The organism is Gordonia heveisoli, from assembly GCF_030315745.1.
GTDB lineage: Bacteria > Actinomycetota > Actinomycetes > Mycobacteriales > Mycobacteriaceae > Gordonia.
Genome location: NZ_JASXSH010000016.1, coordinates 91,749 through 110,392 on the forward strand (window position 1 = coordinate 91,749; position 18,644 = coordinate 110,392).

General features: G+C 66.9%; 17 protein-coding genes. 7 read left to right on the forward strand and 10 right to left on the reverse strand.

Features of this window, described 5'->3' with window-relative positions; genetic code table 11:
• Window positions 1-124 precede the first annotated feature (124 nt).
• Window positions 125-856 (reverse strand): enoyl-CoA hydratase, encoded by a 732-nt coding sequence (locus tag QSJ18_RS14780; protein ID WP_286327311.1) that lies wholly within the window; start codon window positions 854-856, stop codon window positions 125-127.
• Between the two features lie 78 nt (window positions 857-934).
• On the opposite strand from QSJ18_RS14780, the gene QSJ18_RS14785 reads away from it, so the two are divergent.
• Window positions 935-2,071, forward strand: coding sequence for an NAD(P)-binding domain-containing protein (locus QSJ18_RS14785; RefSeq protein ID WP_462476089.1), 1,137 nt, complete (start codon window positions 935-937; stop codon window positions 2,069-2,071).
• Window positions 2,072-2,201: 130 nt separating this feature from the next.
• Here QSJ18_RS14785 and QSJ18_RS14790 read toward each other — a convergent pair whose 3' ends face one another.
• The 4 genes from QSJ18_RS14790 to QSJ18_RS14805 form a co-directional block, all read right to left on the reverse strand.
• A complete protein-coding gene (locus QSJ18_RS14790; protein WP_286327312.1) occupies window positions 2,202-3,503 on the reverse strand; it encodes a cryptochrome/photolyase family protein in 1,302 nt (433 codons plus the stop codon).
• A gap of 102 nt (window positions 3,504-3,605) precedes the next feature.
• Complete coding sequence (locus tag QSJ18_RS14795; RefSeq protein ID WP_286327313.1) at window positions 3,606-3,974, reverse strand: FKBP-type peptidyl-prolyl cis-trans isomerase; 369 nt, start codon at window positions 3,972-3,974, stop codon at window positions 3,606-3,608.
• A gap of 62 nt (window positions 3,975-4,036) precedes the next feature.
• Window positions 4,037-5,359 carry a citrate synthase gene (locus QSJ18_RS14800; RefSeq protein WP_286327314.1) on the reverse strand — a complete coding sequence of 441 codons (1,323 nt, stop codon included), beginning with the start codon at window positions 5,357-5,359 and terminating at the stop codon, window positions 4,037-4,039.
• Window positions 5,360-5,424: 65 nt separating this feature from the next.
• A complete protein-coding gene (locus QSJ18_RS14805) occupies window positions 5,425-6,372 on the reverse strand; it encodes a carbohydrate kinase family protein (RefSeq protein ID WP_286327315.1) in 948 nt (315 codons plus the stop codon).
• Between the two features lie 97 nt (window positions 6,373-6,469).
• On the opposite strand from QSJ18_RS14805, the gene QSJ18_RS14810 reads away from it, so the two are divergent.
• The 4 genes from QSJ18_RS14810 to QSJ18_RS14825 are packed head-to-tail and all read left to right on the forward strand — an operon-like array spanning window position 6,470 to window position 10,168.
• Entirely contained in the window at window positions 6,470-7,132 is a 663-nt protein-coding gene (locus tag QSJ18_RS14810) for a 5-oxoprolinase subunit B family protein (RefSeq protein ID WP_286327316.1), read from the forward strand.
• Window positions 7,129-8,001 (forward strand): 5-oxoprolinase subunit C family protein, encoded by an 873-nt coding sequence (locus QSJ18_RS14815; protein WP_286327317.1) that lies wholly within the window; start codon window positions 7,129-7,131, stop codon window positions 7,999-8,001. Before QSJ18_RS14810 ends, QSJ18_RS14815 begins: the two co-directional genes overlap by 4 nt.
• Window positions 8,002-8,054: 53 nt before the next feature.
• On the forward strand, window positions 8,055-9,167 hold the full coding sequence (locus QSJ18_RS14820; protein ID WP_286327319.1) for an oxygenase MpaB family protein: 1,113 nt from the start codon (window positions 8,055-8,057) through the stop codon (window positions 9,165-9,167).
• Window positions 9,167-10,168, forward strand: coding sequence for an oxygenase MpaB family protein (locus QSJ18_RS14825; protein ID WP_286327320.1), 1,002 nt, complete (start codon window positions 9,167-9,169; stop codon window positions 10,166-10,168). The genes QSJ18_RS14820 and QSJ18_RS14825 overlap by 1 nt, the downstream gene beginning before the upstream one ends.
• Before the next feature lie 42 nt (window positions 10,169-10,210).
• Here QSJ18_RS14825 and QSJ18_RS14830 read toward each other — a convergent pair whose 3' ends face one another.
• The 3 genes from QSJ18_RS14830 to pdxH all read right to left on the reverse strand — a co-directional run bounded on the left by QSJ18_RS14830 (window position 10,211) and on the right by pdxH (window position 13,362).
• A complete protein-coding gene (locus tag QSJ18_RS14830; RefSeq protein ID WP_286327321.1) occupies window positions 10,211-11,302 on the reverse strand; it encodes an isopenicillin N synthase family dioxygenase in 1,092 nt (363 codons plus the stop codon).
• A 62-nt stretch (window positions 11,303-11,364) separates the two neighbouring features.
• Window positions 11,365-12,651, reverse strand: a complete 1,287-nt coding sequence (locus tag QSJ18_RS14835) for an MFS transporter (protein WP_286327322.1) — start codon at window positions 12,649-12,651, stop codon at window positions 11,365-11,367.
• Window positions 12,652-12,666: 15 nt separating this feature from the next.
• Entirely contained in the window at window positions 12,667-13,362 is a 696-nt protein-coding gene (pdxH, locus tag QSJ18_RS14840) for a pyridoxamine 5'-phosphate oxidase (RefSeq protein ID WP_286327334.1), read from the reverse strand.
• Between the two features lie 137 nt (window positions 13,363-13,499).
• Here pdxH and QSJ18_RS14845 point away from each other — a divergent pair, with 137 nt between their 5' ends.
• On the forward strand, window positions 13,500-14,630 hold the full coding sequence (locus tag QSJ18_RS14845; protein ID WP_286327323.1) for a citrate synthase 2: 1,131 nt from the start codon (window positions 13,500-13,502) through the stop codon (window positions 14,628-14,630).
• 156 nt (window positions 14,631-14,786) lie between these two features.
• The gene (locus QSJ18_RS14850) at window positions 14,787-15,686 is read left to right on the forward strand and encodes a hypothetical protein (protein ID WP_286327324.1); all 900 of its coding nucleotides are present in this window, start codon (window positions 14,787-14,789) and stop codon (window positions 15,684-15,686) included.
• A 91-nt stretch (window positions 15,687-15,777) separates the two neighbouring features.
• On the opposite strand, the gene QSJ18_RS14855 is transcribed toward QSJ18_RS14850, so the two are convergent.
• Both QSJ18_RS14855 and QSJ18_RS14860 read right to left on the reverse strand, forming a co-directional pair.
• The gene (locus tag QSJ18_RS14855; protein WP_286327325.1) at window positions 15,778-17,400 is read right to left on the reverse strand and encodes an ABC transporter permease; all 1,623 of its coding nucleotides are present in this window, start codon (window positions 17,398-17,400) and stop codon (window positions 15,778-15,780) included.
• Window positions 17,397-18,308, reverse strand: a complete 912-nt coding sequence (locus QSJ18_RS14860; protein WP_286327326.1) for an ABC transporter ATP-binding protein — start codon at window positions 18,306-18,308, stop codon at window positions 17,397-17,399. The genes QSJ18_RS14855 and QSJ18_RS14860 overlap by 4 nt, the downstream gene beginning before the upstream one ends.
• Between the last annotated feature and the right edge of the window lie 336 nt (window positions 18,309-18,644).

Below are 18,644 nucleotides of genomic sequence, written 5' to 3' on the forward strand. Positions count from 1 at the left end.
CGAACGACGCCACGACATCGGGGTCGGCGCCGACACGGACGCTATGGACAGCACGTTTCGATCGCTTGATCGAAATGTTTCCCGGAGGAAAAATCGTTGCACTCCGGTTGCAACGATCCTCGGGTCAGGAGCCGGTGAACACCGGGGCGCGTTTCTCCGCGCGTGCGGCCCGACCTTCGGCGAGATCGGCACTCTCCCAAGCCCGCATCATCGCCGCCCGTCGCTGCGCCGGTGCGTCGTCGCGTGCGCCGTCACCGTTGAGAACCAGCTTGTAGTGCTGCAGGGTCAGCGGTGCGAGCGCAGCGATGGTCTGCGCCCAATGCTGGGCGTCGGCGAGGTCACCGATCCGGTTGGCGAAACCGAGATCGTGTGCGCGGTCGGCGGTCAGCGGGTCGCAGCCGATCAGCATGCCGCGCGCCTGGCCGGCCCCGACCAGCGACACCAGCCGACGGATCGTCCACTCATCCACGGCGACACCGATTTTCGCGGCCGGGATGCCAGCGATCGCATCGGGCGCCATCACCCGGAGGTCGGCGGCCATGGCCAATTGCAGGCCGGCACCGAGGGCCGCACCGTTGAGTGCCGCGATCACCGGTACCGGCACCGACTCGATCTCGGCGAGGGTGGCGATCAGCCCGTCCAGAAAGTCCTTGTCGTAGACCGGTCCCGACAGGTCGGCCCCGGCGGAGAAGACACTGCCCCGACCGGTGAGCACGATCGCGCGTGCCCCCTGGTCGACGGCGTTCGCGAACGCTTCCGACAAACCGGACACCATTGACTCATCGAGTGCGTTGCGTTTGTCGGCGCGATCAAGCTCGATCGTGACCACCGCACCATCTGTACTGGAGTGAATCATGTGCGGAAGCCTACCCAGCGCGCACCGACGGCGGGTCAGGCGCGGCCGAAGTATCCCTGTCATGTCAGGGTGGTGGACGTGAACAGCCAGCCTGAGACCGTGCCGACGATCGACGACCACAGTGACGTCCTGATCATCGGTGGCGGCCAGGCCGGCTTGTCGGCCGCCTACTTCCTGCACCGTTTCGGCCTGGCCGAGCGCTACCAGTTGCTCGATGGCGCGCCGGGCCCCGGCGGCGCCTGGCAGTTCCGCTGGCCGACGCTCACGCTCGCCGCCGCCAACAGGGTCCACGACCTCCCCGGCCTCGGCATCGTCGAGGCGCTCGGCGCCGACTGCGACAGCTTTCCGGCCGCGACCGCGGTTCCCGACTACTACCGCCGCTATGAGCACGACTTCGGCCTGCGGATCCGGCGCCCGGTACGAGTGCGGTCAATACAGGCCGAGGACCCCGGCTTCCGCGCCACCCTCACCGACGGCCGCGAGATCACCGCGCGGCTGATCGTCAACGCCACCGGCACCTGGGATCGGCCGTTCATCCCGTACATCCCGGGCGCGGCGGACTTCGGTGGGCGCCAGCTGCACACCCACGACTATGTCGGCCCCGACGAGTTTGCTGGTAAGCGGATACTCGTCGTCGGCGCCGGCATCTCGGCGATCCAGCTACTGATCGAGATCGCCCGCAATGCCGAAGGCGTACAGACATTTTGGTGTTCACGCACCGAGCCGGAGTTCAATCCGAAACCGTTCACGCCCGAACAGGGCCGCGCGGCGGTGGCCAGGGTCGAGCAGCGTGTACGAGCTGGTCTGCCGCCGCGGTCGGTGGTATCGGTGACCGGCCTCGCGTTGACGCCGACGATCGCCGCCGCCCGTGCGGACGGAATTCTGCAGTGGCGACCGATGTTCACCCGTATCACCGAATCGGGGGTGTGCTGGGACTGCGGCACCGGCTCGCCGACCGCCCCACCCGACCACCTCGACGTCGACGTCATCTTCTGGAACACCGGATTCCGCAGTGCCCTCGACCATCTCGCACCGCTGCATCTGCGCTCTGCCGGTGGCGGCATCACCATGACCGGGCGGCTGGCGACCGTGGTGGCCGCCGATCCGCGCATCCAGCTGCTGGGTTACGGCCCGTCGGCATCGACGATCGGGGCCAATCGCGCGGGCCGCGAAGCTGCCCGGGTCGTCCGCGATCAGCTGGCCGAACTCGGTTGAGCCCGATCGGAGCACGCTGGAACCCCACCCTCGTCCCCGACCTTCAGATTCCTCCCCGCGATACTTCCCGAGGACGAATCCGAAAGTCGGGGAAGAACACTCGTCCCCGACTTTCGGCAGAGATTCGGTGTCACAGGGACCGGTAGCGGCGCAGGGCCTCGGCACGCTCGGTCTTGTGGTCGACGATCGGATCCGGATAGTCGTCGGTGTCGAGTTCGGGGATCCAGCGATGGACGTACCGTTCGTCAGGGTCGAACCGAGCGGCTTGTGTCTGCGGGTTGAACACCCGAAAGTACGGTGCCGCATCGGTTCCCGTCCCGGCAGCCCACTGCCAGCCGTGCTGGTTGGAGGCCATGTCGCCGTCCACCAGCTGATCGAGGAACCACCGCGCCCCCCACCACCACGGCAGGTGCAGATCCTTGACCAGAAAGGAGGCGACCAGCATCCGCACCCGGTTGTGCATATATCCCGTCTCCGCCAGCTGCCGCATCCCGGCGTCGACCAACGGGAAGCCGGTATGCCCAGACCGCCACGCGTCGAACCGTGCCCGCGCCTCGTCACCGGTGTCCAGCTCAATGTTGTCGAATCCGCGATTCCAGTTGCGCCACAGGCTTTCCGGCCAATGGAAGAGTACGTCGGCGTAGAAGTCACGGAAGGCGAGCTCACGCAAGTAGGCCTGCGGTCCCGGCCCCGACCCCAGATCGGCGGCCATGGTGCGCGGATGAATGTTGCCGAACTTCAGATAGGCCGACATCTGGCTGCCTGCGTCACGATCGGGCCGATCGCGGAGCTCGTGATAGTCGGCGAGGTGCCCGTCGGCGAACTCCGCCCACCGCCCGCGTGCGGCGGTCTCACCGGCCGGCAAGGTGAGCGTCGTCGGCGATGCCGGGATCTCGATCCGGTTCGGGACGCGGACCTCGTCGGGATCGACGACCGTCGCATCCTCGACCGCGGATTGGGCGGGAGCACGCCAGCCGTGGTCGAGCCACTGCCGGAAGTAGGGGGTGAAGACCTTGTACGGGTCACCGTCGGCCTTCTGGACCCGCCCAGGCGACACGAGGTAGGGCGATCCCACCTCTTCCCAGGCGATGCGCCCCAACGCCTGCCGAACCCGGTCATCGCGACGCCGTCCGAAAGGCGTGTAGTCGGCACTCACATGTACGGTGCCGGCGTCGACGCTACGAGCCAACCGAACGATCTCGACCTCCGGACGGCCGCGCAGGACGACCAGTCGGCCGCCCAGGGCGGCGTCGACATCGCGCAGCGAGTCGTAGAGAAACGCTAGTCGGCGCGCCCCCGAGGAGGCTTCCAGTCGCGGATCGAGTACAAAACAGACCGTCACCGGCCCGCCGTCGTCGATCGCCGCACCCAACGACGGCAGGTCGGCGATCCGCAGATCCCGCCGCAACCACACCACCGACGCTTCGGGCATGTCGCCTCCCAACAGTCGCCTAACGCAACGTAGTCCGTGCCCGCCGGAATCGGCGGGCACGGACTACGAGACTTGTTGGCCGATCACGCTATGCGGCCAGGATCAGTTGGCACCCAGCAGGTCGATCACGAAGACCAGGGTACGACCGGAAAGCCGATGACCGGCACCGGCCGGGCCGTAGGCCAGCTCCGGCGGAACGGTCAGCTGGCGTCGGCCGCCGACCTTCATGCCGGGGATGCCTTCCTGCCAGCCCGGGATCAGACGCTCGAGCGGGAAATTCGCGGACTGACCACGGTCCCACGACGAGTCGAACTCCTCGCCCGTCTCATAGTCGACGCCGACGTAGTGCACGTCGACGATGCCACCACGCTGGGCTTCGGCACCCTCGCCGACGATCAGGTCCTTGATCGTCAGCTCAGCGGGCGCCGGCCCCTCCTGGAATTCGACTTCGGGCTTCTCGGTGCTGGTCACAGGACTCTCCTTTGAGTCGGTGTCGATCAGTGGTCGTCGAGATCGGACGGTGTCGCGATCGGTCAGCGACTACCGATGTTGACGTAGTCACGCTCGGTGTAGCCGGTGTACAGCTGGCGCGGACGGCCGATCTTGGTAGCCGGATCGGCGTGCATCTCGCGCCAATGGGCGATCCAGCCGGGCAGGCGGCCCAACGCGAACAGGACGGTGAACATGCGCGTCGGGAAGCCCATCGCACGGTAGATGACACCGGTGTAGAAGTCCACGTTCGGGTACAGCTTCCGCTGGATGAAGTAGTCGTCGGACAGCGCGACCTCTTCGAGACCCTTGGCGATGTCGAGGAGTTCGTCCTGCACTCCGAGCGACTCCAGGATCGAGTCGGCGGTCTTCTTCACGATGGCCGCGCGCGGATCGTAATTCTTGTAGACGCGGTGTCCGAAGCCCATGAGCTTCACGCCGTCTTCCTTGTTCTTGACCCTGGTCATGAACGCCTTGGTGTCGCCACCGGAAGCCTTGATGTCCTCCAGCATTTCCAGCACCGCCTGGTTGGCACCGCCGTGCAGCGGACCCCACAGCGCGTTGATGCCACCGGAGATCGAGGTGAACAGGTTGGCCTGCGACGATCCGACCAGCCGCACCGTCGACGTCGAACAGTTCTGCTCGTGGTCGGCGTGCAGGATGAAGAGCATGTCGAGGGCCTTGGCGACCTTCGGGTCGACCTCGTAGGGCTCGGCCGGGAAACCGAACGTCATCCGCAGGAAGTTCTCCACCAGGCTCAGCGAGTTGTCCGGGTAGAGGAACGGCTGACCGGCCGACTTCTTGTAGGCGTAGGCCGCGATCGTCGGCAGCTTGGCCAGCAGGCGGATGGTCGAGAGTTCGACCTGCTCGGGATCCTTGGGGTCCAACGAATCCTGGTAGTACGCCGACAACGCGTTGACCGCACTGGACAGCACCGGCATCGGATGAGCGTTGCGCGGGAAGCCGTCGAAGAACCGCTTGAGGTCCTCGTGCAGCAGGGTGTGGCGCTGAATCTTGGTGGTGAAGTCTTCCAGCTGCGCCGGAGTCGGCAGCTCACCGTAGATCAGGAGATAGCTGACCTCGATGAAGGTCGACTTCTCCGCGAGCTGATCGATCGGGATGCCGCGGTAGCGCAGGATACCCGCGTCGCCGTCGATGTAGGTGATGGCCGACTTGGTCGACGCCGTGTTGACGAAACCGCCGTCGAAGGTCGTCAGATTCGTCTCGGCGAGGAATTTGCCGAGTTCGACCGAATCGGTGCCCTCGGTGGCCTTCAGAATCGGAAGCTCCAGCTGTCCACCGGGGTAGGTGAAAGTCGCTGAGGCTGTGTCGGACGCCTGGTCGGCTGGGACTGTTTCAGCAGACACACGAACCCCTTTGCTCAGGTCAGAGATTTTGCAGATGTCCGGTTGGGACATATCTGACTTACAAACTAGTCGCTTCGACACTCACTCGCCCACGGAGGGTCCGCCCCGGGCCTCGTCACGGCCACCGCAGCGACCTGAACTGCGAATTCGGCAACTGACTCCCATTGCGGGAGGCTGAGCTCACGAACGGCGGCCGGGCACAGTGAGGATAACTGGTCCAATCGGCTCAACACCCCGCCCAGCGCGGCGTCCCCCGCACCGATGGTGTCCACGACCTCCACCGCAGGGGCACTGACCTGCACAGATCCAGCCCTGGTGTGCACCAGGATGCCCGCGGCACCAGCGGTGACGACGACCGCTGTCACCCCGTCCGAAAGCCAGTCCGCGGGCGCTGAACCGCACGGTCCGACAGCCAGCCAGGCGGCATCCTCGTCGGAGACTTTCACCACATCCGTCGACGGCATCCAGGACCGGAATCGCTGCCGATAGCCGTCGGCGTCGGCGATGACCGTCGGCCGGATGTTGGGATCGAGCACCGTGAGTCGGCCGTCGGCGTGGCTGCGGTGCAACAGCGCCTCGTAGACCGACGCGCCCGGCTCCAGCACCAGCGACAACGTGCCGAAACACATCGCGGTGACCGTCGCAGGCAGACGCCCAGGATCGGCGACCAGACGGTCGGCGGTGCCGTCGACGTAGAACGTGTAGTGCGCACCCCCGTCGGCCGCCACGGTGGCCAGCGCCAGCGAGGTCGGCTGGTCACAGCGCTGCACCAAGCCGACGCCAACCCCGTTGGCGCGCAACGTGTTCACGATCGCGTCGCCGTAGTCGTCGGTGGAGACCGACGAGAGAAAAGACACCGCAGACCCCAACCGCCCCAGGGCGACCGCCACATTGAACGGGCCGCCGCCCAGCGCCGGCCGCAACGTCGGGAGCGGGCCGCTACCACCGGATTTCGGTGCGGCATCGGCGACGACGTCGACGAGCGCCTCGCCGCAGACCACGATCTCTCTCATCGGCCTGCTCTCACGTCGATTCCGGTCGGCCCACCCGCCCAGTGTGCCACCCGCCAGGGATGGGCCCGGGAAGTTCGGGGCGGTAGATTGCGGTGTCATGCGCGTGTTGCCCGCCGGCGCCGATGCGGTGGTGCTCGACTTCTCCGACGTCCCCGACGCCGCGGACGCGGTGCTGGGCGCGTGCGCCGCGGTGCAGGCCGCGATCACGTCGGGTCTGCTGACCGGTGTCACCGATCTGATCCCCAGTGCGCACACCCTGCTCGTCCAGGCCGAAACCGGCCGCGGTATCGACATCCTCGGCGTGCGCCGTGCCCTACGCACCAGGCAGGACGCCGAGTCCCCCACCACCCGAACCACTGCGGCGGTCACCATTCCGGTCGTCTACGACGGTGCCGACCTCGACGCCGTCGCCACCCAATTGCAGATGACGGTCGACGAGGTCATCGCAGCACACCGCGATACCCGCTGGACGGTGCAATTCATGGGGTTCGCCCCCGGTTTCGGCTATCTGGTCCCGACCGGCGCCGCACCGAATCCGTTGACCGGTGTCGCACGCCGCACCGATCCGCGCACCCAGGTGCCGTGTGGGTCGGTCGCGATCGCGGCAGGCTACAGCGCGATCTACCCCCGCGACTCCCCCGGCGGCTGGCAGCTGTTGGGCCACACCACAATCGGCCTGTGGGATGAGAATGCACAGCCGCCCGCGCTGCTCGCACCGGGCACCATCGTGACGTTCACCGACGAAGGGCGCCGACGATGACGGCGCTACAGGTGCTCTCGACCGGCCCATTGGCCACCGTGCAGGACTCCGGCCGCCCGGGCTTCGCCCACCTCGGGGTGCCGCATTCGGGCGCCGCCGACCGCACCTCCTTCGGCCTGGCCAACCGGCTGGTCGGCAACCGCGAATCCGCGGCAGCCATCGAAGTGACACTCGGCGGCCTGCGCCTGCGGGCCGACGCCGACATCCTGGTGGCGGTGACCGGCGCGCTGACGACGGTGTCGGTCAACGGGTCTCCGGTCGGACTGGCCGTGGGCACCACACTGCGCGCAGGTGATGAACTGAGCGTCGGGACCCCGCGCCAGGGCTGCCGCAACTATGTCGCCATCCGCGGCGGTGTCGACGTGCCCCCTACCCTGGGATCGCGCTCCACCGACACCCTCTCCGGCCTCGGCCCCATGCCACTGCGTGCGGGCGACGAACTGCCCGTCGGCGCCGAGGTCGACGACTGGCCGGCCATCGCCGCCGCGCCCGCCGACGGCACGATCCATCAGGTCACGGTGCTGCGCTACTCCCCGGGCCCGCGAGCCGGCCACGCCGACGACCCCGAGTTGCTGCGCCGCGGCCTGTGGCAGGTCGGCGCTGACAGCAACCGGGTGGGCATCCGACTAGCGCGGCGGGCCGACTCCGAGTTCGGTGCACTGCGCCATCGCCTGGACGCCGCTGAACTGCGTTCGGAAGGAATCGCCCACGGGTCGGTGCAACTACCACCCGGTGGCAACCCGGTGATCTTTCTCGCCGATCATCCGGTGACCGGCGGCTATCCGGTGATCGCTGTACTCGATGCGGCAGCGGCCGACCTCGCCGCCCAGCTCACCCCAGGGTCGACGGTGCGATTCCGAAACCGCTGAGCGATGGCCGAGTCCATTGACAGCCGGTTGAGACGAACATAGTATTCCGTCTCATGAGCGAGCTCGTCGACGACATCGCGGCCACCTGCCCCGTCCACCCGACCACGCCCGATGCGTCCACCGGCACCGACCTCGCCGCAACCGGATGCCCCCACGCCGACGGCCCCACCGCCCCTGCGGCGGTCGGATCCAAGGGTGCCGCCACCTACGCGCCGCTCGGACCGGATTCACTCACCTGGCAGATCTGGGGTACCTGGACCGGTATGTTCCAGGGGCTGTGGGCCGGTTCGATGCAGAACATGCATCCGAAGCTCGGCGCCGCGGTGTGGGATCACTCCGACTTCTTCGGCGAACGCTGGCAGCGCCTGATGCGCTCGCTGTACCCGATCAGCGGGGTCGTCTTCGACAGCGTCGCGGGGGCGCAGACCGGACTCGAGGTCCGCGACTACCACCGCGACATCAAGGGCACCATGCCCGACGGCTCCCGCTATCACGCGCTGGACCCCGACGTCTTCTACTGGGCACATGCCACCTTCTGGTACGGCAACGTCCGGTTGTGTGAGCGCTTCGGGCCGTGGCTCTCCGAGGCCGACAAACGTCAGCTGTTCGAGGAGTCCAAGGCCTGGTACGCCCAATACGGGGTCAGCATGCGACCTGTACCGGACACCTACGAGGACTTCCTCGCATACTGGGATCACATGTGCCGCAACGTCCTCCGTGACCACGAGTCGGTTCGGGTGGTGCTCGACATCTCCCAGCTGCCGCCACCGCCGTTCCTGTCCTTCATCCCGGAGAAGGTCTGGTTCAAGTACATGGCGGCCAACAACCAGCGGGTGTTCACCTGGCTGACCACCGGCTTCTACGACGAACCCATCCGCGAGATGTTGGGCCTGCGCTGGACCGAGAAGGACGAACGACGCTTCCGACTCCTGGGCCGCGGCATCAACCTGGTGATGCACCGACTCACCCCGAAACGCTTTCTGCGCCATCCGCGTCCGCGGGATGCATGGGATCGGGTCAACGGCCGGGTCGCCCCCGGTGCACCGCTGGTGCAGACCCCGGATCGCAACCTGCCGCCGCAATCCGAACGCGACAACCCGATGCACTACTGCCCGGTGGGTGCGGCCCGCAAGGCCACCTACCCCGGCATGGTCTCGACCCGGTGATGGACGCGGGTCCGGCGGCGACATTCGACGGTCAGCGCCTCGACCACCTCACCCACCCACCGCTCGGGCCGGACTCGCTCACCTGGAACTTCTTCGGCGACTGGCGCGGGATGATGTCCGGATTGTGGTCGGGATCCATGCAGAATATGCACCCCAAACTCGGTGCGGCCGTGTGGGATCACTCCGACTTCTTCGGCGAACGCTGGCAGCGGCTGTTCCGCTCGCTGTATCCGATCATGGGCACCGTCTTCGACGGTACCGACGCCACCGGCCACGAGGTCCGCGACTATCACCTGACCGTCAAGGGCACGATGGCCGACGGTTCCCGCTATCACGCACTGGATCCCGACGTCTTCTACTGGGCGCACGCCACCTTCTGGTACGGAGCGGTCCGCAGCGCCGAGATCTTCGGGCCGCCCATCACCGAAGCCGACAAACGCCGGCTGTTCGCCGAATCACAGACGTGGTACGCGATGTACGGAATCAGCATGCGGCCCTGTCCCGATACCTACGAGGACTTCCTCGAGTATTGGGATCACATGTGCCGCAACGTGCTCCGCGACCACGAATCGGTCCGCGTGGTACTCGACCTCGGACAGTTACCGCCCCCGCCCGGGCTGACATGGATACCCCGCGGACTGTGGCAACGTCTGAGCGCACCGGGCACCCGGTTCATGATGTGGGTGACCACCGGACTCTACGACGAGCCGGTACGCGAGATGATGGGGCTGAGGTGGTCCGACCGCGATCAACGCTGGTTTGTCCGCTTCGGCAAACTGGTCCAGTTCGTCATGAACGTGACGCCCAAGCGCTACCGCTGGCATCCGCGTTCCCGCGATGCCTGGGATCGCGCGTACGGGCGGGTCGCGGACGACGCGCCGCTCGTTCAGAGCCCGATCCGGAATCTCCCGCCAGAATCCGAACGCGACAACCCGATGCACTATTGCCCGGTGCATGCCGCCCGACGCGCCAGCCTGCCCGGCGTCGTCGTAGGGAGCTGAGTCGTCGGGAGCTGAGCCGTCGGGAGTTGGTGCGCGGCCGGGCTACTGCTGGCCGAGTCCGCGGCGCATCGCCATCCGAAGTCGCTCGGCCTCCCGTTTGGCATAAGGATTGGCGTGGCCGGCACGGGAACCCGCGAGTTTCGCGCCGATGTGTTCGCCGACCGTGATCGGCGAATAACGCGATCCGGCGCCCACACATGAGGGCAGCGTGGCGATGGTGGCGTCGATGTTGCCGTCATGGAAGTAGGCCGCCGACCGACGCCGTTCGATGGTGCCGCCGACGATCGGGGGTTTCACTCGATGCAATGTCGACAGCCACCGCTCATTGGTCCAGCGCGCCATCAGGTCACCGAGGTTGATCAGCAGTGCCCCGTCGGCGGGAGTGACGTCATGCCAGTAGCCCGCCCGGTCGAGCACCTGCAGACCACTCACCTGGTCGGCCCACAGCACGGTGACGATGCCGTAATCGGTGTGCTCCCCCATGCCCGTCAGGTCTCCCAACCCGGCCAGTTCGCCTTCGATCGCGCCGGGCGGCAGGGCATAGTTGTTCATCCGCAGGACGTCGAGCGAATGATCGGTGTACCCGTCGAAGTAGTCCGGCGGCAGATCAAGTGCATCGGCGAAGATGCGCGTCAAGGTGTGCGCGACGCGTCGGGCCTCGGCGAAGTAGCCGTCGACCGCGGCCTGGAAATGATCGACCTGCGGCCACGTGTTGGTCGCGTACTGGTCGGCCGGGAGATCCAGATCCGGATACTCGCCTGCCTCCACCCCCACGTTGAACGCCTCGAAGAAGTCGTTCATCCGGGCCGGCGATTCCACACCCAGGCTCAACGACAACGACTCCGACTTCGGCGGCGCATATCCGCGATTGATCTCCGGTGGGGTCCGGTACCGCTTCTTGGCCTCCAAGGGCAGTGCGAAGAAGTCGTCGAGGGCCGCGGTGAACTCGTCGATCACCACCGCGGGGATCTGATGCCCGACGATCTGCATGAATCCGACCGAGCTGCACGCGTCGTCGATCTGCGCGGCGACGACCGCCCGCTGTGCCGCGTCACCCCCGGCGGTATACGGCGAGATGTCGATGGTCGGCACCACGAATCCGGCCGTGACCTGGTCGTCGTCTGCCGACTGCATGGACCCATGGTGCACGACATGCGGTGATCTCGCTGAGTGGTGGAGCGCGCCGATCCCGCAACTCAGACGGGCTGGTCCCCCACCCGGACCGCACGATAGCGGACGAAAGCCGGGATCATCAGTGCGGCAACAACTGTCAGCACCATGGTGGCGATACCCCCACCGGCGGTGGTGACCGCGGTACCCACCAGCGCAGCCGAGGCACCGTGCGCGACGTCGGCGATGCGGGGTCCACCCGCCACGACGACGATGAACACCCCCTGCAGTCGGCCACGCACCTCGTCGGCCGCGGCCGCCTGCAGCATCGTCTGGCGGAACGCCGCGGACGCCATGTCGGCGGCGCCACCGATCATCAGCGCCACCACCACGATCGGCAGCATCGGAAAGGGGTTGCCGTCGGCGAAGAACAACGCGCAGCCGGCCACCGTGATCGACGCACCCCAGATCAGGATGCACACGATCACCGCCAGTCCCTGCCTGCTGATCCGGGTGACCCAGCCGGAGAACACACCGCCGATAACCGCACCGGCGGGGATCGCGGCGAACAGCAACGCGAAGGCCAAACCACCGTTGTTGGGTCCGCCGAAGTCTTCATGGGCCATCTGCGGAAACAGTGCACGTGGCATACCGAAGATCATGGCGATGAGATCCACCAGGAAACTGGCCATCAGCACCTTGTGGGCGCCGAGATAGACGAAGCCGTCGACGACCGACCGCAATCCGGCGGTCGGCCGCGGCTGCCCGTCGGTGTGTTCGGGCCGCAGCGCAGGCAGTCGGATGACCGCCCAGAGTGTGGCCAGCAGTCCGACCGTGTCGACCAGATACAGCAGCGCATACCCGAGTACGGGGATCAGCGCCCCACCCACCAGCGGACCGGCGATCGCGCCGGCCTGCATGACCGTCATATTCAGCGAGTTCGCCGCCGGTAGTTCACGTGACGGCAGCAGCCGAGGTAGCACCGCGCTCCGCGTGGGCTGGTTGACCGCGAAGAAGCCCTGCTGGACGGAGAACGTGACCAGCAGCACCCACACGTTGTCCCAGCCCAGATAAGCCTGCAACCAGAACACGGCACTCGTGCCGATCAGTCCGAGCGTGGTGACGATCAGGATCAGGCGCCGGTCGAACACATCGGCCAGCGCGCCGCCCCACAACCCGAACACGATGAGTGGGACCAGCCCGAACAAGCCGGTCAACCCCACATAGGCGGAGTTGTCGGTGATCGCGTAGATCTGTGCCGGAACCGCGACGACGGTCAGCTGCGCGCCGATGACGGTGACAATGTTCGCCGACCACAACCGCCGGAAGTACTCGTTGCGCAGCGGCGTCGTATCGGCGAGGAGTCGAGACACCCGGTAGACGATAGGTCAGGGCTGGAGACGCTCCGCGCGCCACCCGTCGTCGAAATGGGTCAGCCGTACCCGATTGTGCAGCCGATTTGCCCGCCCCTGCCAGAATTCAACCACCGTCGGCAAAATCCGGTAGCCGCCCCAGGTGGGTGGGACCGGGATCTCGGCGCCGCCGTCGAACCCGCCGAACTGGTGCGCAACCCGCGCGGTGTGGGCCTCGAGTTCGGTACGTGAATCGACGGGCCGGGACTGTGCGGAGGCGTATGCCGAGATCTGCGAGCCGCGTGGCCGGCTGTACCAGTAGGCCTCGGTCTCCTCCATCGAGACGTGTTCGACGGGGCCGCGGAAGTGCACTTGACGTTCGAGGCCGATCCACGGGAAGGTCACCGACGCGTAGGGGTGCGCGGCGATGTCACGTCCTTTGTCGGAGTCGTAGCCGGTGAAGAAGACGACGCCGGTGGCGTCTATCCCCTTGCAGAGCACCGTGCGCGTGGCCGGGTATCCGTCGGCGTCGACCGTACCGAGCACCATGGCGTTGGGTTCGGCAATCCGGGCGTCGACAGCCTCGTGCAGCCACACCTCGAAGAGGTCGAGCCATGGCGGGTCGCCCCGCAACCAACTCGGGTCGAGGTTCTCCCGAATACCGTCAGCTCCCGCCGCGCGATCACCTTCTCCGATATTCGGTGGGATGCCGCCACCGTAGCCGACCCGCATGTTCGGAAGGTCTATCCGTTGATCTGCCACCCTTGGAAAGGCTACTCCCCGGTACACGGGCGATGCCCGCGCTCTAGAGTTCTTGGTGTTGGTATCAACTCGCACACGACGACGTGTCGACGGATGGGTGGTTCACCATGGCTAACACGGTCCCCGCGGATTTTGTCCCAGGTCTCGAGGGCGTGGTCGCCTTCACCTCCGAGATCGCCGAACCGGACAAGGACGGCGGCAATCTGCGTTATCGCGGAGTCGACATCGAGGACCTGGTGGAGAATCGGGTGACCTTCGGCGACGTGTGGGCGCTGCTCGTCGACGGCCGCTTCGGTGATGGGCTGCCGCCCGCCGAACCCTTCCCGCTGCCCGTGCATTCCGGTGACGTTCGCGTCGACGTGCAGGCGGCGCTGCCGATGCTGGCCCCGATCTGGGGATACCAGCCACTGCTCGACATCGACGACGCCACCGCCCGCGACAACCTGGCCCGCGCCTCGGTGATGGCCCTGTCCTATGTCGCGCAGTCCGCGCGCGGGTTGTCGCAGCCCGAGGTTCCGCAGCGCATCGTCGACCAGTGCGAGACCGTCACCGCCCGGTTCATGACGCGGTGGAAGGGAGATCCCGATCCCCGACACATCGCGGCGATCGACGCCTACTGGGTCAGCGCCGCGGAACACGGCATGAACGCCTCGACGTTCACCGCGCGGGTCATCGCCTCCACCGGCGCCGACGTCGCCGCCGCACTGTCGGGTGCCATCGGCGCGATGTCCGGGCCGCTGCACGGAGGTGCACCGGCACGGGTGCTACCGATGATCGAGGAGGTCGAACGCACCGGCGACGCCCGCGGCCTGGTCAAGGGCATCCTGGACCGCAAGGAGAAGCTCATGGGCTTCGGTCACCGCGTCTACCGCGCCGAGGATCCGCGTGCCCGGGTGTTGCGCCACACTGCCCAGCAGCTCGGTGTGCCGCGCTTCGAAGTCGCCGCCGCATTGGAACAAGCCGCACTCGCCGAGTTGCGCGAGCGCCGTCCCGACCGGGCCATCGAGACCAACGTCGAGTTCTGGGCGGCGGTCATGCTCGACTTCGCCGAGGTACCGCCGCACATGATGCCTGCAATGTTCACCTGCGGCCGGACCGCAGGCTGGTGCGCACACATCCTCGAGCAGAAGCGGCTGGGCAAGCTGATCCGCCCGAACGCCATCTACATCGGACCCGGCCCCCGCCGGCCCGAGGATGTCGAGGGCTGGGACAAGGTCACCCCGGCCCCCGGACTCTGAACTCCCCCGCAACCCCCCGGGCAAAAGCGCCACTTCCGACGACAGGCGCCACATCTAACATGCGCCGCTGCGTCGAAAGTGGCGCTTTTGCGGGGCGTCCCGGGGTCCTGTGGACAATCGCAGCTCGACGTCGACGCGGAACGGCATCCTCAAGCGATGACCGACGACTCGTCCCTCATCCGCCGCGCGACACTTCGTACGGTCCTTGACGCCGGCGAGATTCGCGAACGCGAACGCGACGGCACCCTGACGTCGGTGTGGCGCGGTGTGGTCCACGAGGGCACGGTCCCCGACGACGAACTCGACCGGTACCGCCTGACGGTCCTCGGGGCCGCACTGACCGGTGGCCCGCAGCGGGTGGTCAGTCACGTCTCCGCGGCTGTGCTGCACCGGATTCCACTCCTCCGGCCGGATCTGTCACGCGTTCATTTCACGACCGGCTCGACGGGACGTCGCAGCACCAAGATTCACCTCCATCGCGGAACCCTGCCAGAAAGGGACACGACCGTCATCGACGACGTTCGAGTGACGACGCCGGCGCGAACCGTCGCCGATGTCGCGCGGGGAGTCACGTTCGAACAGGCGGTGTGCTGCCTGGACAGCGGACTCCGTCTCGGTGCGTCTCATGACGACATCACCCACCTGGCCCGCGCCTGCGCGGGGCACAAAGGAGCCGGTCGGCTTCGGCAGGCATTGGCGGTGGCCGACGGGCGATCGGAGTCGGTAGGCGAATCCTACAGTCGTGCGCTCATGATCCGCCTCGGCATTCCGATGCCCGATCTGCAGGTGGAGATCGTGGACACGCGCGGCCAATTCATCGCTCGGGCAGACTTCGGTTGGGGTGATGCCGTCGTCGGCGAGTTCGATGGCCGCGTCAAGTATTCAGGCGCCTTCGGGCAGCGTCCCGAGGACACCGTGTTTGCGGAGAAGCGGCGCGAGGATGCCATCCGGCGGACCGGCCGCATCGTGGTGCGCTGGACGTGGCAGGACTTGCTCGACCCACCGCACTTTCGTCGGTTGATCATGACCGCGTTGCGTGACGCCGGGCTGGTGTGAGCGCCGCCCCGCACACGCGCCACTTCGGACAGCACGCGCCACTTCTAACTAGCGCCGCTGCGTCGAAAGTGGCGCTTCTGCCGGGACGGCCTCAGCCGACGTCGCGCCTGGCGAACACCGCCTGCGCGAGGGCGACCAACGCCGCCGCGAGGCAGGCCATCACGACGACGGGCAGCCAGCGCATCGGTTCGACGGGCACCAACGGCGTGTGGGTGTACGGCGAGAGATCCTTCACCCATTGCGGCAGGTCGAACATCCCCGACATCGGCCCGAGGAACAGCGCGACGAGCACGATGAACCACCCGAGCATCACCAGCCTCGACCGAATTCCATAGAGCGCCAGCACGAGTGAGGACACCACCAGGGCGGCGGGCAATTGCGCGAGCGCTGCCTGCACCAGGTCGGCACCGGCCCGCCCCGCATCACCGCCCGCGAGCGCGTTGCCGACGATGATCGAGACGACCGCCGACGCCAGGATCGCCACGACACCCAGCATTGCCATCTCGATGTAGGCGAACAGGAACCTGCTGCGTGACGCCGGTGTCGCCAACAGCACCTCGGTGCGCGCGGCGTGTTCCTCGCCGTGCATTCGGGTCGTCAGGTTCACCGTCCACGCACCGGCCGCGATGGCGAAGAAGGTCATCATCGTCATCCCGAACAGGGTTTCCAGATCGGCAGGCGTCGTGGTCTGGCGAATAATCTCGTCGAATTTCGAATTGCCTTCGGCCAGTTGACTCACCGAAGGCTGCATGAACCCGACGACCAGCCCGTAAACGATCACGCCGCCCACCCACGAACCCAGCAACGGCGCACTCAGTCGTGCGACGATCACCTCGATCGACCCCATGTGCCGGGCATCGGCCGGCCCCGGGCGGGGTGCGATGAGCCCGCCACCGAGGTCGCGTCGGTTGGTGACCGCGGCGGCCAGCGACCAGCCGGCCGCGAATACCACGACCGAGGTCAGGGCGAACCAGAGGTTGTTGTCGCCGAACGGGTCGATGAGTTGCGCCCAGCCCATCGGGGTCAGCCAGCGTAACCACCCCCAGCCGCCGGTCGAGTCGGCGACGCCGCGCAGCAGGTAGCCGACCAGCACCACCGACGCTGCTGTCATATTCGCAATATGCGAGGTCTTGGCAACCTGCGCGGTCACCAGCGCGGCGCCCGCCGCCGCCATCCCGGTTGACGCGTATTGTGCGAACACCGCCGCCACATCTGCGGCCTCGGCCCCGAGTGGAAACAGCATGAGCGACATGGCCAGCGCCACCACGATGCTGAACACGGATGCGGCGATCGCGGCGGCCGACAGTGGCGCGAGCGGCCCGACGACTCCCGACCGGACGAGTTCGGCCCGCCCGAGCTCTTCTTCCTTCCGTGTCTGACGCACCACCTGGAGGACGACGCAGACACCGAGCGCCGCAACCATGAAGAGCCCGGCACGCCACACGGTCATCGAGGCGGCCGAGTCGGTGTGGTCGAGCGGACCGAGGAGGAAACGGAAAGCCGAGTTCGCGCCGAGGCCGGCACGCGCCGCCTGCCGCTCGGCCGCCCCGGGATACATGCTGTTGATCGACGCTGCCGTCGACACATTGAGCAGCAGAAAGACTGCCAACGTGATGGTTATCGTCAGCCACTCGCGACGCAACATGAGCCGCAACATCATCGCGGTGCCGGCGAATCGGTCCGAGGTTCGTGGAAGGACCGGGCTCGTCGTCATCGACGATCCCCGGCATCGGAGTATGCGTGCAGGAACAGCTCTTCCAGGCTCGGCGGCTCGACCGCGAGTTGGGCCACGTCGTGCGAAGCGAGCGCACGGGTCACCGCGGCCAGGCCGGTGTCGTCGACGGTGAAGGTGACCGCTGACCCATCGACGGCGAAGTCGAAGACACCGTCGATGTTCCGCAGATCGCCCGGGTCACCCGCGAGGGTCGCGGTCACCCGCGATCGTCGAAGGTGGCGGAGCTGTGTCAGCGTGCCGGACTGGACAGTTCGGCCGGCCCGGATGATCGTCACCGTCTCGCAGAGTTGCTCCACTTCGGCCAGGAGGTGACTCGACATCAGCACTGCCGCACCCGCCTCAGCACGTTCACGAACGCAGGTGACGAATTCACGGGTCATCAGCGGGTCCAGACCTGATGTCGGTTCATCGAGGATCAGCAACTCGGTATCGGCGGCCAACGCAGCCACCAGCGCCACCTTTTGCCGGTTGCCCTTGGAGTACGTGGAGGCCTTCTTGGTCGGGTCCAGCTCGAATCGCTCGATGAGTTCGGCTCGACGCGTCGCAGATTCGACGCGCACTCCTCGCAGCGACAGCAGCAGGTCGACGCACTGTCCCCCGGTCAGTTGGGGCCAGAGGTTCACATCGCCCGGGACATAGGCCAGCCGCCGATGAATCGCGACGGCATCAGCGTGCGGGTCAGCCCCGAATACGCGGACCGTGCCGGCGTCATACCGGTACAGCCCCAGCAGGATTCGGATGGTCGTCGACTTTCCGGACCCATTCGGTCCGAGGAACCCTGCCACCTCCCCACGACCGACGGTGAGGTCCAACCCGTCCAGCGCCCGGAACCGGCCGAACTTCTTGATCAGTCCCGACACCTCGATAATCTGGTCTGCCCGGTTCATCGATGCCCCAATCTCCCGTGCACGTTCCACATTCTCCACCTCGAGTGGACCAGCTTCATGGCCGACGCGGCATCGATTCCACCGGATCGGCGTCACCGTGACGCCCCCATCCCGCCACAGGCCGCAGGGCCTTAGACCTCTCACACTATGGAGTTGTCAACGAACACAGCACCTCACGGGAGGTAACACTCGGGGGCAGGGGCGGGTTAGGCGGCGGCGAGTTCGGTATCTGACAGGCGCATCGTGCGCCGGTTGTAGGCCGGTAACGGCCGACACCGCGCATCGACGGTGGCGGGTGGGATCAGCCACGGATGGCGATCGGCACCGAGGAACACC